Source organism: Magnetospirillum sulfuroxidans, assembly GCF_018224925.1.
Classification (GTDB): Bacteria; Pseudomonadota; Alphaproteobacteria; order Rhodospirillales; family Magnetospirillaceae; genus Magnetospirillum; species Magnetospirillum sulfuroxidans.
Map to the genome: position 1 here is coordinate 82,423 of NZ_JAGTUF010000005.1, position 13,631 is coordinate 96,053.

Here is a 13,631-nt window from a genome sequence, read left to right on the forward strand (position 1 = left end):
ATGTTCGACATTTTCATCAAACGCCCGGTCCTGGCCAGCGTCATCAGTCTGTTGATTCTTTTCATCGGCCTGCGCGCGCTGATGATGCTGCCGGTGCGGCAATATCCGGAAATGAAAAACACGGTGATCACCATCACCACCACCTATCCCGGCGCCGATGCCGAACTGATCCAGGGGTTCATTACCCAACCGCTGCAAAAGGCGGTGGCGACATCGGCCGGGTTGGATTACATCACCTCGCAATCGGTGCAAAGCGCTTCGGTGATCAAGGCCTATGTGCGCCTGAACGAAGACCCCGACGCCGCCATGACCGAAGTGATGAGCAAGGTCAACGAAGTGCGCTCGGTGCTGCCGCGCGGCATCAACGACCCGGTGCTGAAAAAAGAAACCGGCCAGACCTTCGCCTCGGCCTATCTGGCGTTTTCCTCGGCCGTGCTGACCCAGGAACAGATCACCGATTACGTCAACCGGGTGATCCAGCCGAAACTGGCCTCGGTGCCTGGCGTCGCCAACCCGGAAGTGTTCGGCGGCCAGAACTTTTCGATCCGGGTCTGGCTGGACCCGGAAAAGCTGGCGCAGCTGGACCTGACCGCCGCCGACGTCAATACCGCCTTGACCGCCAATAACTTCACCGCCGCCGCCGGTTCGACCAAGGGCGCCTATGACGTGGTCACCACCCAGGCGCGCACCGATCTGAACACCATCGCCGATTTCCGCAATCTGGTGGTTCGTCACGACGGCACCCGGCTGATCCGCCTGTCCGATATCGCCGAAGTCTCGTTAGGTGCCCAAAATGACGAAATGGCGGTGTTCGCCAGCGGCAAACGGGCCATCTTCGTCGGCATCTTCACCACCCCGGAAGCCAATCCGCTGACGGTGGTCCAAGAAATCCGCGATACCGCCCTGCCCGCCATCATCGCCCAGTTGCCGCCCGGCCTGGACGCCGAAATCGCCTATGATTCGACCGTATTCATCCAAGCGGCCATCGACGAGGTGGTGAAGACCATCCTGGAAGCGGCGGTGATCGTGATGATCGTCATCTTCGCCTTCATGGGCTCGTTCCGCTCGGTCGCCATTCCGGTCATCACCGTGCCGTTGTCGTTGATCGGCGTCGGCGTGTTGCTGTTGGCATTGGGCTTTTCCATCAACCTGCTGACGCTGTTGGCCATGGTCCTGGCCATCGGTTTGGTCGTCGATGACGCCATCGTCGTCGTCGAGAACGTCCATCGCCACATCGAGGAAGGGCTTTCGCCATTCCAGGCCGCCATTGTCGGTACCCGCGAAATTGCCGGACCGGTGATTTCCATGACCATCACCCTGGCCGCCGTCTATGCCCCCATCGCTTTCATGGGTGGCCTGACCGGATCTTTGTTCAAGGAATTCGCCCTGGCCCTGGCCGGATCGGTGATCGTGTCGGGGCTGATCGCCCTGACCCTGTCGCCGATGATGTGTTCGCTGATCCTGAAACACGACGAAGACAAAAAAGGCCTGCCGGCCCGTATCGACGCCATCTTCGACGGCCTGCAAGGACGCTATCGCCGCGCTCTGGCGGCATCCTTGACGGATCGTTCCACCACCTTGGTCTTCGCCGCCATCGTCGTGGTGGTGCTGCCCTTTTTGTTCCTGGCGGTGCCGACCGAACTGGCCCCGGAAGAAGATCAAGGCGTGGTCTTCACCGCTTTCACCGGCCCGGCTTCGGCCAACACCGAATACATGGAAGTGTTCGCCCACCAGATCGACGATGCGCTGAAGGAATTTCCCGAGGTGCGCGACCGCTTCCTGATCGCCGGCATCGGCTCGATCAATCAGGGATTTGGCGGCGCGGTGACCAAGCCATGGGGAGAGCGCAAACTGTCAACCAAGGAGCTGACGCCGCTATTCCAGAAAAGGCTGGACGCGATTTCCGGCGTCCGCGCCTCGGTGTTCTCGCCGTCGCCGTTGCCCGGCTCGGATGGTCTGCCGGTGGAGTTCGTCATCACCTCGACTTCGGATTACAAGGCGCTCAACGACTTGCAGGCCGAGATGATGCGCCGCGCCACCGCTTCCGGCCAGTTCGCCTTCATCGACAGCGATTTGAAGTTCGAAAGCCCGCAAACGGTGGTCGATATCGACCGCGACAAAGCCGGGTCTTACGGCGTCACCATGCAACAGATCGGCGAAGCCCTGGCCACCATGACCGGCGGCAACTACGTCAACCTTGTCAACCTGCAAGGCCGCTCGTATCAGGTCATCCCGCAGGTTCCGCGTGATTTCCGCCTTAATCCGCGTCAATTGGGCCGTTTCCACGTCCGTACCGGCGATGGCGGATCGGTGCCGCTGTCGTCTCTGGTCACCTTGAAGCAAGCGATCAAGCCGGTATCGCTCAATCAGTTCAACCAGCTGAACAGCTTCACCATCACCGCTTTCCCCATGCCCGGCATCACCTTGGGGCAAGCCTTGTCGACCTTGGACGGCATCGCCGCCGAAGTGTTGCCGCAGGGCACCACCTTTGATTACGGCGGCCAGTCGCGTCAGTACATGCAAGAAGGCAATTCCCTGGCGATCACCTTCGTCTTCGCCCTGCTGATCATCTTCCTGGTGCTGGCGGCGCAGTTTGAAAGCTTCCGCGATCCGCTGGTCATCTTGGTGTCGGTGCCGTTGTCGTTGTGCGGGGCGCTGATCCCGCTGGCGCTGGGCGTCGCCACCATGAACATCTACACCCAGGTTGGCCTGATCACCCTGGTCGGCCTGATCACCAAGCACGGCATCTTGATCTGCGAGGTGGCGCGCGAACGCCAGGAACAAGAAGGTCTCAGCCGCATGGAAGCGGTGCAAGTGGCGGCCAGCCTGCGTCTGCGCCCGATCTTGATGACCACCGCCGCCATGGTCGCCGGCCTGATCCCGCTGCTGATGGCCAGCGGCGCCGGCGCCGCCAGCCGCTTTTCCATCGCCGTGGTCATCGTCGCCGGCATGAGCATCGGCACCTTGTTCACCTTGTTCGTGCTGCCGGTGATCTACACTTTCCTGGCCACCGATCGCGGCCGCAAGGTCGAGCCGGAAACGCTCCACCACACCGCCACAGAAGGGGCGGAATAAAAAAACGGCGGGACCTGCGGGTTCCGCCGTTTTTCTTTGTGCTTACGCTGTCGATACCAAGCAGGGCTAATGCGATGTCCCATTGGAATAGGTGATCTTGTTCCAGACATTATACTTGCCGATGGGGGCATTCATCGGCAGACGCTTTTCCTCGGCGAAGCTTTTGGCGTCGATGACGATAACCGCGCCATCCTTTTCCGACACCGACAACAACAGCTTGGTTCCGTCGCGATTGAATTCCACATGGCGGGTCAGGCGGCCTTTGGCCGGACGCACGGTCTTGACGATCTCCAGCGTGCGGGTGTCGATGATCTGCATGGCGTCGCGCTCCTTGCCCATGGAGACATCGACCCAGGCATAGGGGCTGTTTTCATGACCGCGCATGAAAAAGCCCGGCCCCAAGGTGGGGATGCGCTTGACCGTTTCCCAGGTCCGCATGTCGATAACGCTGACCATCGCCTCTTTCAGGTGCGGCGTCGCCATCAGCAAGCGTTCGCCTTGCCTGAAGACGATCCCCGACCCCAGATGCGGCATGCCGCCAAGATCCAGGTCGGCGATTTTGCGTTTCAGATCAAGGTCAATCACCATGCCCTTCTTGCCGTCGCGCGAAGCCCCCATGACTTTTTCATAGCCTGGGTCAAAAAAGAAATCGTCCAGATAATCGGGGGTACGGATACGCAACGCCTGGAAACGTCCGTCGGTGCCGACGCCCTCTTCCAGCCCCTTTTCGCGCGAATGGGCCAAACCGTTGATCACCGGGGCGGCATCGTCGGCATAGGGGATTTCCCAAATTTCCTCCAGATCGCGCAAGGCGACGACAAAGGAATGCCGCGGCGGCGCCGTATAGACCGCCGACACCCGGCTGGTCTTGCCGTCGCCTTCCACCGGGATCACCTGCAACAACGACAGATCGTTTGCATCCAGCGCGACGAGCGTATGGGGCAACACGTTGCCGACCATGAGGAAGCGACCATCGTCAGAGACAGCGACGTTGCGGGTATTGATCCCGGCGCGGATTTCCGCCATCAGCTTGCCGGTCCACATATCGACCTTGGAAATCCAGCCATCCCGAGAGGCGAAATAAACGAAGCGGCCGTCGGGGGAATATTTGGCGCCGCCATGCAAGGCAAAGCGGCTTTGAAACCGATAAAGCGGCTTCATATGATCGCCATCGACGATGCTGACATGATGGTCGCCGCCCTCGACCACGGTGAACAGGTTCATCGGATCGGCCTTGAACGGCGGTTTGACCGGCAGATCGGCGGTTCGGGTCACCACCAGATGCGACGCCGTAATCTCTTCTGCCCGCCATAGCGGCAAGGCCGGCACCGGGGAATAGACCAGTTTGACCAGCGCCTTGATCTGTTCGCCGCTCAACTGGTCCTTGAAGGCGGGCATTTGCGTCGCCGCGCGCCCCTCGGCCACCACCTTTTCCGCCTCGGCCGGTTTCAGCCGCCCCAGATTTTCCGGCAACAAGGCCGGACCGATGGCCCCCAGCCGGTCGGCGCCATGACAGGCGGCACAGGTTTCGGTGTAAAGCCGGTTGACGTCATCGGCCAAGGCCGGAACCGCCAGCAGAACCAAGGCCAGGGGAAGCAGGCGTTTCATGCGATTTCCTTGTCGGTCAGATAGCAGCCGGGATCTTCGCCCCAGCGATCGCCGCCGGCGCGATCGGCCCGGACGCGGCTGTTGCCGTTGCAGATGGACAGGTGACGGCAACCGCCGCAACGGCCGCCGACCCGGCGCGGATGCGGCCGCAACCCCGTCAATACCGGGTTGTCAGGATCGGACCACAAAGCCGAAAACGGGGTTTTGCGCACATTTCCCAACCGTTCGTGCCACCACATGGTGTCGGGATGGACCCAGCCCAGATTGTCGATATTGGCGACGTTGACGCCGGCAGCGTTGCCGCCCCATTGCCGCAGCTTGGCCGCCAGATGGTCGGCCGCAGCAGGCCAGCGGGAAGCAGCCCAAGCCAGAAAGAACGGTCCATCGGCATCGTTATTGCCGGTGACGCATTCGACCAAAGGGTGAGCCAAAGCAAAATCAAATAATGTTTCCATGGCCTTGCGCGTCATTGTGAAACCAGCGTCATCCGCCCGGTTGACATTGCCGCGCCCGGCGTAATTGAGATGGGAGAAATAGAACTTCCCCACCCCCTCATCCGCCGTCAACCTAAGGATGTCAGCGAAGTGATGGGCATTTTCAGCGGTCATGGTAAAGCGCAACCCGACCTTGACGCCGCGCTCGCGGCACAGACGCAAGCCATGCAAGGCACTGGCGAAGGCGCCGTCACGGCCGCGAAAGGCGTCGTTGACGCCGCCAATGCCGTCAAGCGAAACCCCGACATAATCAAAGCCGGTATCGGCGATGCGGTCGGCCAACGCCTCGGTGATCAAGGTGCCGTTGGACGACAACGACAACGAGGGAAAGCACAAATTCTTGGCCTCGGCGGCGATGGAAAAGATATCGGGGCGCAACAGCGGTTCGCCACCGGACAAGATCAGCGCCGGCACCTTGAAGGCGCGTAAATCGGTCATCACCGCGATGATTTCATCAAGATCCAGCTCGCCGGCGAAATCCTTGTCGGCCGAGGTCGAATAGCAATGTCGGCACAACAGATTGCACCGCCTGATCAGATTCCAAATCACCACTGGACCGGGTGGATTGCGCCGAGGGCCGACCGGGCTGGGATTATGGATTTCGCGTAGAAACTGGCTCAGGCGGAACATGGTTCCCTCCCCTTCAGGTGGTCAGCCGCAGGCCGGTCTTTTTCAAGATGCGGGTGGAATACAAAACCCGGTGGCCGCGATTCATCGGCCCCAGGGCTTGGGCGATACGCCGGACCAAAAGCTCGGCATCGTCCTGATTGCGGGCGTGAACCATGGCGAACAGGGAATAGGGCCAGTGCGGCAACAGCCGCGGCCGCTGATAGCAATGGCTGACAAACCCCAAAGCGGTCATCGCCGCGCCGGCGGCGGCCACGTCGCCATCGGCCACGTCCCAGACGCTCATACCGTTCCAGCGATAACCCAGGGCGTAATGATTAGGCACCGCGCCGATGCGACGGATGACGCCGGCTTCGATCATCGCCACCATCCGCGCCGTCACCTCGGCTGCCGCGATTCCCACCTGTTCGGCCACCGCGTCATAGGGACGCGGCACCAGCGGCAAGCCATCTTGGGTGGCGACAATGATGGCGCGGTCGATGGAATCCAGTTGGGTCATGCCTCGAACTTCAAGCCGATATGGAATTCGGTAAGCTTGGGCATATCGTGCGCCGGCAATCCGGTGCCGGCCTCGACTTCGGTCAAGACCGCCGCCACCTTTTCCCGGCTGTCGGCGGCGATGACGAACCACATGTTGAAGTGATGGTCGCGCTGGTAATTATGCGCGACCTCGGCGAAGGAATTGACGATTTCGGTCACCGCGTCGAAACGGTCGGACGGCACCGCCATGGCCACCAGGGTATTGTGCCCCCCAAAACGGTCGGCGTTATACAGCGGGCCGAAGCGCGACAACACCCCGGACCGACGCAAGGCGGCGATGCGGTCGATCAGTTCAGCCTCGGTCAAGCCCAGCGGCGCGGCGGCATCGGCGAAAGGGGTCGGCGAAAGCGGAAAACCGCCTTGCAAGGCGTTGATGATGGCGCGGTCAATCTCGTCCATCCGCTTATTCCGCCGCCGCCAGCCGGCGACCGTAACGGGCGCCGCATTGCTTGAAACGGCGCAGCGAAAACAGCGGCTGATGCGGATGCTGGGCCACGCCTTCACGCTCGGCGATGGCGGCGATGGCCGTTTCCACCGTCTGGCGGTCCTTGCCATGCACCATGGTGAACAGATTATAGGGCCAGTCGGGCAGCCGGCGCGGCCGACGATAGCACAAGGTGACTTCCGGGCATTGCCCCAGCCGCCGGCCGATCTCGGCGACCTCGGAATCGGGGATATCCCACACCACCATGGCGTTGGCGCGATAGCCCAATTCATGATGGCGGACAATGATTCCCAAGCGACGGACGATGCCGCGCCGGCGTAACTCGGTCAGTCTTTCGATCACCTCGACCTCGTCCATGCCCACCGCCAAGCCCAATTGGGCATAAGGGGCGTCACACAGGTCCAGGCCGCTGGCCAGGGCGTTGATCAGGTCAAGCTCGCGCGCGGTTACGTCCATTGCAATCCGAACCCCAGATTGATGTGGAAATCTTCCAGCATGGGCAGATCAAGCACCTCGATCCCGCTGCGCCGGCGAATGTCGGCCAGAACCCTGTCGACATCCTCGCGGCTGGCGGCGGTGACCACGAACCACAGATTCAGGCGATGCTCGCGCTGGTAATTGTGATTGACCTCGGGATATTCAGACACCAACGCCGCCACTTGTTCCAGCCTGTCGCCGGGAACCGCCATGGCCGCCAGCGTCGAAGCGCCGGCACACCCCGGCTTGATCACCGCGCCGACCCGGCTGACGCAGCCAGCACGGCACAGCCGATCAAGACGGGTGATGACCTCGGCCGCGCCAATCCCCAATTCCCGGCCGATGGCGGCATAGGGATCGGGCACCAGCGGCAGGTCATGTTGGAATTCGTCAAGCAGGCGGCGGTCGATGGCGTCCATGGCCTAAAGCCCGATCCGGTGGGCGCGGGCGGTGAAAAAGATGCCCGACGGCTTGGACGCCGGAAGCGCCGCGACCTGGGTGATGGTTTCGGTATCCCAGACGGTGACCTGGTCGGAATCGCGGGCCGACAGCCACACCCGTTCGCCTCGCGGCGTGAATTCCAGGTGCAAGACGGCGAGCCCCGGCTCGATGGTCTTGAGCACGCTTAAGGAAGGCACGTCGATCACCTGCACCTTGCCGTTATCGGGGATGGCGAAATTGACCCATAGCCGCCGCCCGCCCGGTTGCAACATGGCGAAAACCGGCTGACCGGCAACGGCGATGCGCCCGACCTCACGCCAGCTGGTCATGTCCACCACCAGCACTTCATGGCGGCCGATGGCCGGCAGAAAGGCCAGATTTCCCGACGCCGCCCAGCCTTCCAGATGCGGCATCTTGTAGACCGGCAATGCCTCTTGCCCACGGCCGTAATGGTCAAGAATCCGGCGCACGCCCAAATCCGGGTTCCACAAATCCAGCATGGCGATGCCGTCCTCGCCGAACAGACCGGCCATGTAATAGCGGCCATCCTCGGTGATCAGCGCGTCATAGGGCTGGTTGCCGATATGGGGAAATTTGCGGACTTTCGGGCTGGAACGGTCCTTTAGGTCCAGCAGCCAGATTTCACCGGCATCATAAAGGGAAAAGGCAAAGATATTGCCCGGCGCGTCTTCCAGCCCGACCACCTTGGACGATTTCCCATCGGCGCCAATGGCGGCGATATCGGCGACCAGTTCCAAGCTGTCGCTGTCGAACACCTTGACGCCGCCCGGCGTGTAATTGGCCACCGCCACCAACGAACCGTCCTGCGAGATGGCGCCGCCGATGGAATTGCCCGATTGCATCACCCGACCGACGATACGCGCTTGCAGCATGTCGATCTTGGTCAGGCCGCCATCGCGGCCAAAGACGAAAGCGAAACGTTCATCACGGGAATACACCACCGAGGCGTGAGACAGATCCCCCAGCCCGGAAATCTCGGCCAGCGTGGTCGAATGGGTGTTTTCCACCATTTTCAGGCGGCCATCGGCGCGTTCCACCACCAAGCCCAGATCGCCGGTGGCGCGCAAGGTGGGGGCGCAAGCTCCCAACAACAGCAGCAAAGCGGCGGACAGGATCGTCTTCATGGCGTTTCCCCTTTTAGCCGCCGCACCAGCCAGCGGGCATCGGCTTCGCTCAGCATCAATTTCCACGGAGGCATCGGCGTGCCGGGGCGACCGTCAAGAATGGTGGCGACCAGGGCCTCGTCGCCCAGTTCACGCATGGCCTCCATGGTCAAGGGCGAGCCCAGGCCGCCCTTGCGGGTCATGCCGTGACACGACCCGCAATCTTGATCCAGCAAGGCGCTTAATTGTTGTTGCCGCTGGGCGCTGGGCTCGGACGCCCAAGCCGGAAAGGCCAGCGGCAACAAGGTCGAAAGCAAAAGCCGCTTCATTGCGCCGCCTCGCGGCCCACATGATCCATATGCGGGGTCAAGGCGTGGTTGACCACGGCGCCGATGATCAGCAAGGACGGCGGCTTGGGCTGCCAGCGGACCATGTCGGCGGCAAGATCGGCCAGGGACGAAAACAGCGTGCGCTGATCCGGGGTGGTGCCGCGTTCAATGATGGCCACGGGCGTCTCGCCGGAAAGCCCCGCGCCCCGGAGACCTCCGGCGAGACGCTCCGCGCTTGCCACCCCCATATACACCACCAGGGTGCAAGTGGGGTCGGCCAGCCGGTGCCAATCGAAATCCAGCTCACCGTCATCCTGACGATGACCGGTCAACAAGCGTAATCCTTGCGCCACGCCGCGATGGGTCAGCGGAATGCCGGCGGCGGCGGCGCAACCGGCGGCGGCGGTAATGCCGGGGACGATCTCAAAGGCGACGCCGGCGGCGGCCAGCACCTCGGCTTCTTCGCCGCCACGGCCGAAAATGAAGGGATCGCCGCCCTTCAAGCGCACCACCCGATGGCCGGCCAAACCCAGATTGACCAAGATGGCGTTGATTTCATCTTGGGGCACGCAATGACGGCCGGTTTCCTTGCCCACATCAATGCGCAAACACGCCGGCGGCAGCAGATCAAGCACGGCATCGGCAACCAGCCGGTCGAATACCGCCACCTCGGCCGCCGCGATCAGGCGGGCGGCCTTGAGCGTCAGCAATTCCGGGTCGCCCGGCCCGGCCCCCACCAGATAGATTTTGCCTGTCATGGTCAGCTCCCCCTGCCAAAAACCGCCGTCACCCCCGCCAATGCGAGAGTGACGACAGGAACGGAGTTTTACTGCTTGACCGCCTTGATCTCGCCTTCGGCCCCCAGCCCCAGGCGCATGTCGACGGACACATGGTGGAAGCGGCCGGCGGCGTGATCGTCATGGACGGCGAACCCGACCGTATAGGCCTTGCCGTCTTCCAGGGCGACATCGCCGGGCAGGCCGGATTTCAGCTTGCGCGTCATCGTCACCACCCACTGATCGCCGTCTTTCTTGCCGGTGAAGATGGCGCCGGCATTTTCCTTCAATACGCGTTCGGCCAGGATGTAACCATCTTCCGACACCCCGCCCTTGCCGCTTTTAAAGCGGGCCAGGTCCAAGAAAGTGCCGTCCTTGAGCAGCGCATCCAGTTCAGCCTGGGGCTTGACCTTGTCCCAGCCGCCGCGCGGTTCTTCCTTGACCGAAATGGCGGTGCGGCTTTCCGGCAGATACTTGGTGACATAGCCATGCGAGGTGTCGATCCCCTTGGCGGCGGCCAACGCCTCTTTTTTCGGCGCCGACGGCATGTCGCGGGCGTCGTTATGGCAACTGGCCCAGCAGCCCGATTGCGCCGCCTTATCGACCTTGCCGCCATCGAACATCATGGCCAGCTTGATTTCATTGTCGGCATCCATCATGCCGCCAGCGGCGAACGGCACGGCATTGTGCGGCCCGACGGGAAAGGAAAAACGCATGTACAAGGTATCGGCGTCATAGGCCGCCTTGATCGACAGCGGCACCGAGGCGCGCTTGCCGGGAATGGGGGTGGTCTCGGCCTTTTGCCCGCTCACCATCTTCTTGCCCATGTCGGCGGTTTCTTCCGAATGGCAGCCGGCGCAATTGTCGCCCTTTTTCAGGAACGAACGGGCGCCGCCGTGATCGGTGCCGGTCTGAATCCATTCATAAGAGGTCTGGCCGGGATAGAACAAAACCGTCTTGGCCTCGGGAACCTTGGCCCAATCAATGGTCTTGCCGGCGGCCAGCGCCGATCCTGCCCCCCAGATCCCCCCGCCAAAGACAAGGGCACAGGCGGCCACACTCAGGGTTTTCAGCGCGCTCCGATAGATCATCATTCTCACTCCTTGGCGTCTTCTTCGTCTTCCAAATCCTGATGCACCGGCTTATGGGCGATGCCCTTGTGGCAATCGATGCAGGTCTGCCCCTCTTCCTGGGCATTTTCGTGCTGCTTGCGCGCCCGCTGCTTTTGCTTATCCGGATTCATCTGATCAAAGGCGTGGCAGTTGCGGCATTCGCGTGAATCGCTGGCCTTCATGCGCGCCCATTCGCGCTTGGCCATTTCCAAGCGGTTGGCGTCGAATTTCTCGGGTGTCGACACCGTGCCCATGAACTTGTGGTACAGCTCGTTCGAGGCCTGGATCTTACGCGCCACCTTGTGCACCCAATCCTTGGGGACATGGCAATCCGGGCATGCGGCGCGAACGCCGGAACGGTTGGTGTAGTGAACCGTCTTTACATACTCTTGATATACGTTGTCCTTCATTTCATGACATGAAATGCAGAACTCCAAGGTATTGGTGGCTTCCATGGCGGTATTGAACGCGCCCCAGAAGACAATGCCGCCGACGAAAATAACCGCCGCCCCCAACAGGGACGCCCCCAGTATCTTCATCTTTGACACTCGGCTGAACAGTGACTGATTGGAAGCCATGGCTTTACCCCGAGGGTCTCCTTTTGCTCCGGTATTTTATGGCGCTTGTATCACGCCCCCCCTGGACCGGAACTTGACGTTGGGCAAACCACCCGAAACCAGTACCGGCCAGTGAGCTGACCCTATCCCGAGCTGGCCGGGCGGCTTTGTGACATTGGTCAATTTGGTGTTAGTCACAACACATGCTGATATTCGGCCGCCATCGACTTTTCGCCGCTCTATTTGACTTTGGTTAAAGTCTCTATCCCCCCAGACGCCCAATGTGGCCCCACTCGATACGCTGAACTCTCAAAAGGGGGGAGCGGCGCGATCACATATCAAGTGGAGGACGAGTGATGTGGAAGGGACTGAAGAACGCCTTGCTGTTGTCGGTGATGCCGATGGCCATGGCGACGGGCGCCTTCGCCAATGAACCGGCTTTGACCGGCGCCACCAAGGATGCCGCCGCCAAGATATTCTTCGAACGCTGCGCCGGCTGCCATGGCGTGCTGCGCAAAGGCGCCACCGGCAAGAATCTCGAGCCGGCCAACACCACCAAGCTGGGCCAGAACCGCCTGGAAAAGATCATCGCCAACGGCACCGAAGGCGGCATGGTCAATTTTGACGACATCCTGACCAAGGATGAGATCAAGATGATGGCCACCTATATCCAGATGCCGCCGGACTCGCCGCCGGAATGGGGCATGACCGCCATGAAGGGGTCGTGGAAGGTCGTCGTCCCGGTGGACCAGCGTCCGACCAAGAAGATGAACAACGTCAACCTGGATAACGTTTTCTCGGTGACCTTGCGCGATAGCGGCGAAGTCGCCCTGATCGACGGTGACACCAAGAAGATCTGGAACATCGTCAAGACCGGCTATGCCGTGCACATCTCGCGCATTTCCTATTCGGGCCGCTATGTCTACGTCATCGGCCGCGACGGCAAGCTGGACCTGATCGATCTGTGGATGGAAAAGCCGCAAGTGGTGGCCACCATCAAGACCGGTCTGGATGCCCGTTCGGTGGAAACCTCGAAGTTCAAGGGCTACGAGGACAAGTATGCGATCGCCGGATCTTACTGGCCGCCGCAATACGTGATCATGGACGGCCTGACGCTGGAGCCGTTGAAGATCGTTTCCACCCGTTCCAACACCATCGAGGGCGAATACCACCCGGAACCCCGCGTCGCCTCGATCGTGGCGTCGCAGATCAAGCCGGAATTCGTCGTCAACGTCAAGGAAACCGGCCTGATCAAGCTGGTCGACTACACCGACATCAAGAACTTGAAGGAAACGACCATCGAGTCGGCCAAGTTCCTGCATGACGGCGGGTGGGATTCGTCCAAGCGTTACTTCCTGGTCGCCGCCAACGCGTCGAACAAGGTCGCCGTGGTCGATACCAAGGAAGGCAAGCTCGCCGCTCTGGTCGATACCAAGGCCAAGCCGCATCCGGGCCGTGGCGCCAATTTCGTCCATCCCAAGTTCGGGCCGGTGTGGGCAACCTCGCATCTGGGCGCCGACGTCATCACCTTGATCGGCACCGACCCGGAAAAGCACCCGGAAAGCGCCTGGAAGGTGGTCCAAGAACTGCAAAACCATGGTTCTGGTTCGCTGTTCGTCAAAACCCATCCGGCTTCGCACAATCTGTGGGCCGACGCGCCGTTGATGCCTGATCGGGAAGCGGCCGAATCGGTGACCGTGTACGACATCAACAATCTGGACAAAGGCCCCGAGGTGATCAACGTCGCCAAGATGGCCGGCTTGCCGGAAAGCAAGGCGATCAAGCGTACCGTTCATGCCGAATACAACGAAACCGGCGACGAAGTCTGGTTCTCGCTGTGGGCCGGCAAGACCGAGCCTTCGGCCATCGTCATCTTGGACGACAAGACCCGCAAGATGAAGGCGGTGATCAAGGATCCCAAGCTGATCACGCCCACCGGCAAGTTCAACGTCAAGAATACCCAGCACGACATCTACTAAGTCGCGATAGCTGGCCCTTCCCCCCCGGAGAGCGCGTCTCTCCGGGG

Annotated in this window: 13 protein-coding genes; 2 read left to right on the plus strand and 11 right to left on the minus strand. The window is 61.4% G+C overall.

All coding sequences use genetic code 11. From position 1 onward, the window contains the following. Positions 1-3,075, plus strand: coding sequence for an efflux RND transporter permease subunit (locus tag KEC16_RS07805; protein WP_211547556.1), 3,075 nt, complete (start codon positions 1-3; stop codon positions 3,073-3,075). A gap of 66 nt (positions 3,076-3,141) precedes the next feature. Here KEC16_RS07805 and KEC16_RS07810 read toward each other — a convergent pair whose 3' ends face one another. From KEC16_RS07810 to KEC16_RS07860, 11 genes are all read right to left on the minus strand, one after another. Then, positions 3,142-4,683, minus strand: coding sequence for a nitrite reductase (locus KEC16_RS07810; protein WP_211547558.1), 1,542 nt, complete (start codon positions 4,681-4,683; stop codon positions 3,142-3,144). Next, positions 4,680-5,807: a heme d1 biosynthesis radical SAM protein NirJ gene (gene nirJ, locus KEC16_RS07815; protein ID WP_211547560.1), complete on the minus strand. Its 1,128-nt coding sequence runs from the start codon at positions 5,805-5,807 to the stop codon at positions 4,680-4,682. The genes KEC16_RS07810 and nirJ overlap by 4 nt, the downstream gene beginning before the upstream one ends. 13 nt (positions 5,808-5,820) lie before the next feature. After that, on the minus strand, positions 5,821-6,303 hold the full coding sequence (gene ahbB, locus KEC16_RS07820; RefSeq protein ID WP_211547562.1) for a siroheme decarboxylase subunit beta: 483 nt from the start codon (positions 6,301-6,303) through the stop codon (positions 5,821-5,823). Further along, positions 6,300-6,743, minus strand: coding sequence for an Lrp/AsnC family transcriptional regulator (locus KEC16_RS07825; protein ID WP_211547564.1), 444 nt, complete (start codon positions 6,741-6,743; stop codon positions 6,300-6,302). The genes ahbB (KEC16_RS07820) and KEC16_RS07825 overlap by 4 nt, the downstream gene beginning before the upstream one ends. A gap of 4 nt (positions 6,744-6,747) precedes the next feature. Next, the gene (gene ahbB / locus KEC16_RS07830) at positions 6,748-7,245 is read right to left on the minus strand and encodes a siroheme decarboxylase subunit beta (RefSeq protein ID WP_211547566.1); all 498 of its coding nucleotides are present in this window, start codon (positions 7,243-7,245) and stop codon (positions 6,748-6,750) included. Beyond that, the gene (locus KEC16_RS07835) at positions 7,236-7,685 is read right to left on the minus strand and encodes an AsnC family transcriptional regulator (protein WP_211547569.1); all 450 of its coding nucleotides are present in this window, start codon (positions 7,683-7,685) and stop codon (positions 7,236-7,238) included. The genes ahbB (KEC16_RS07830) and KEC16_RS07835 overlap by 10 nt, the downstream gene beginning before the upstream one ends. Positions 7,686-7,688: 3 nt before the next feature. Then, on the minus strand, positions 7,689-8,852 hold the full coding sequence (locus KEC16_RS07840) for a cytochrome D1 domain-containing protein (RefSeq protein WP_211547571.1): 1,164 nt from the start codon (positions 8,850-8,852) through the stop codon (positions 7,689-7,691). Beyond that, a complete protein-coding gene (locus KEC16_RS07845) occupies positions 8,849-9,160 on the minus strand; it encodes a c-type cytochrome (protein WP_211547573.1) in 312 nt (103 codons plus the stop codon). Before KEC16_RS07845 ends, KEC16_RS07840 begins: the two co-directional genes overlap by 4 nt. Further along, positions 9,157-9,918: a uroporphyrinogen-III C-methyltransferase gene (gene cobA, locus KEC16_RS07850; RefSeq protein ID WP_211547575.1), complete on the minus strand. Its 762-nt coding sequence runs from the start codon at positions 9,916-9,918 to the stop codon at positions 9,157-9,159. Before cobA ends, KEC16_RS07845 begins: the two co-directional genes overlap by 4 nt. A gap of 68 nt (positions 9,919-9,986) precedes the next feature. Then, positions 9,987-11,030 (minus strand): ethylbenzene dehydrogenase-related protein, encoded by a 1,044-nt coding sequence (locus KEC16_RS07855; protein ID WP_211547577.1) that lies wholly within the window; start codon positions 11,028-11,030, stop codon positions 9,987-9,989. 2 nt (positions 11,031-11,032) lie between these two features. Next, positions 11,033-11,626, minus strand: coding sequence for a NapC/NirT family cytochrome c (locus KEC16_RS07860; RefSeq protein ID WP_211547579.1), 594 nt, complete (start codon positions 11,624-11,626; stop codon positions 11,033-11,035). Between the two features lie 335 nt (positions 11,627-11,961). Here KEC16_RS07860 and KEC16_RS07865 point away from each other — a divergent pair, with 335 nt between their 5' ends. Further along, positions 11,962-13,584: a cytochrome D1 domain-containing protein gene (locus KEC16_RS07865; RefSeq protein ID WP_211547581.1), complete on the plus strand. Its 1,623-nt coding sequence runs from the start codon at positions 11,962-11,964 to the stop codon at positions 13,582-13,584. Positions 13,585-13,631: the final 47 nt, after the last annotated feature.

What these genes read in the sequence shown, in the direction of transcription:
- KEC16_RS07805 (WP_211547556.1), top strand. Translation starts at nt 1, where the DNA reads ATGTTCGACATTTTCATCAAACGCCCGGTCCTGGCCAGCGTCATCAGT.
- KEC16_RS07810 (WP_211547558.1), bottom strand. Translation starts at nt 4,683, where the DNA reads ATGAAACGCCTGCTTCCCCTGGCCTTGGTTCTGCTGGCGGTTCCGGCC.
- nirJ (WP_211547560.1), bottom strand. Translation starts at nt 5,807, where the DNA reads ATGTTCCGCCTGAGCCAGTTTCTACGCGAAATCCATAATCCCAGCCCG.
- ahbB (WP_211547562.1), bottom strand. Translation starts at nt 6,303, where the DNA reads ATGACCCAACTGGATTCCATCGACCGCGCCATCATTGTCGCCACCCAA.
- KEC16_RS07825 (WP_211547564.1), bottom strand. Translation starts at nt 6,743, where the DNA reads ATGGACGAGATTGACCGCGCCATCATCAACGCCTTGCAAGGCGGTTTT.
- ahbB (WP_211547566.1), bottom strand. Translation starts at nt 7,245, where the DNA reads ATGGACGTAACCGCGCGCGAGCTTGACCTGATCAACGCCCTGGCCAGC.
- KEC16_RS07835 (WP_211547569.1), bottom strand. Translation starts at nt 7,685, where the DNA reads ATGGACGCCATCGACCGCCGCCTGCTTGACGAATTCCAACATGACCTG.
- KEC16_RS07840 (WP_211547571.1), bottom strand. Translation starts at nt 8,852, where the DNA reads ATGAAGACGATCCTGTCCGCCGCTTTGCTGCTGTTGTTGGGAGCTTGC.
- KEC16_RS07845 (WP_211547573.1), bottom strand. Translation starts at nt 9,160, where the DNA reads ATGAAGCGGCTTTTGCTTTCGACCTTGTTGCCGCTGGCCTTTCCGGCT.
- cobA (WP_211547575.1), bottom strand. Translation starts at nt 9,918, where the DNA reads ATGACAGGCAAAATCTATCTGGTGGGGGCCGGGCCGGGCGACCCGGAA.
- KEC16_RS07855 (WP_211547577.1), bottom strand. Translation starts at nt 11,030, where the DNA reads ATGATGATCTATCGGAGCGCGCTGAAAACCCTGAGTGTGGCCGCCTGT.
- KEC16_RS07860 (WP_211547579.1), bottom strand. Translation starts at nt 11,626, where the DNA reads ATGGCTTCCAATCAGTCACTGTTCAGCCGAGTGTCAAAGATGAAGATA.
- KEC16_RS07865 (WP_211547581.1), top strand. Translation starts at nt 11,962, where the DNA reads ATGTGGAAGGGACTGAAGAACGCCTTGCTGTTGTCGGTGATGCCGATG.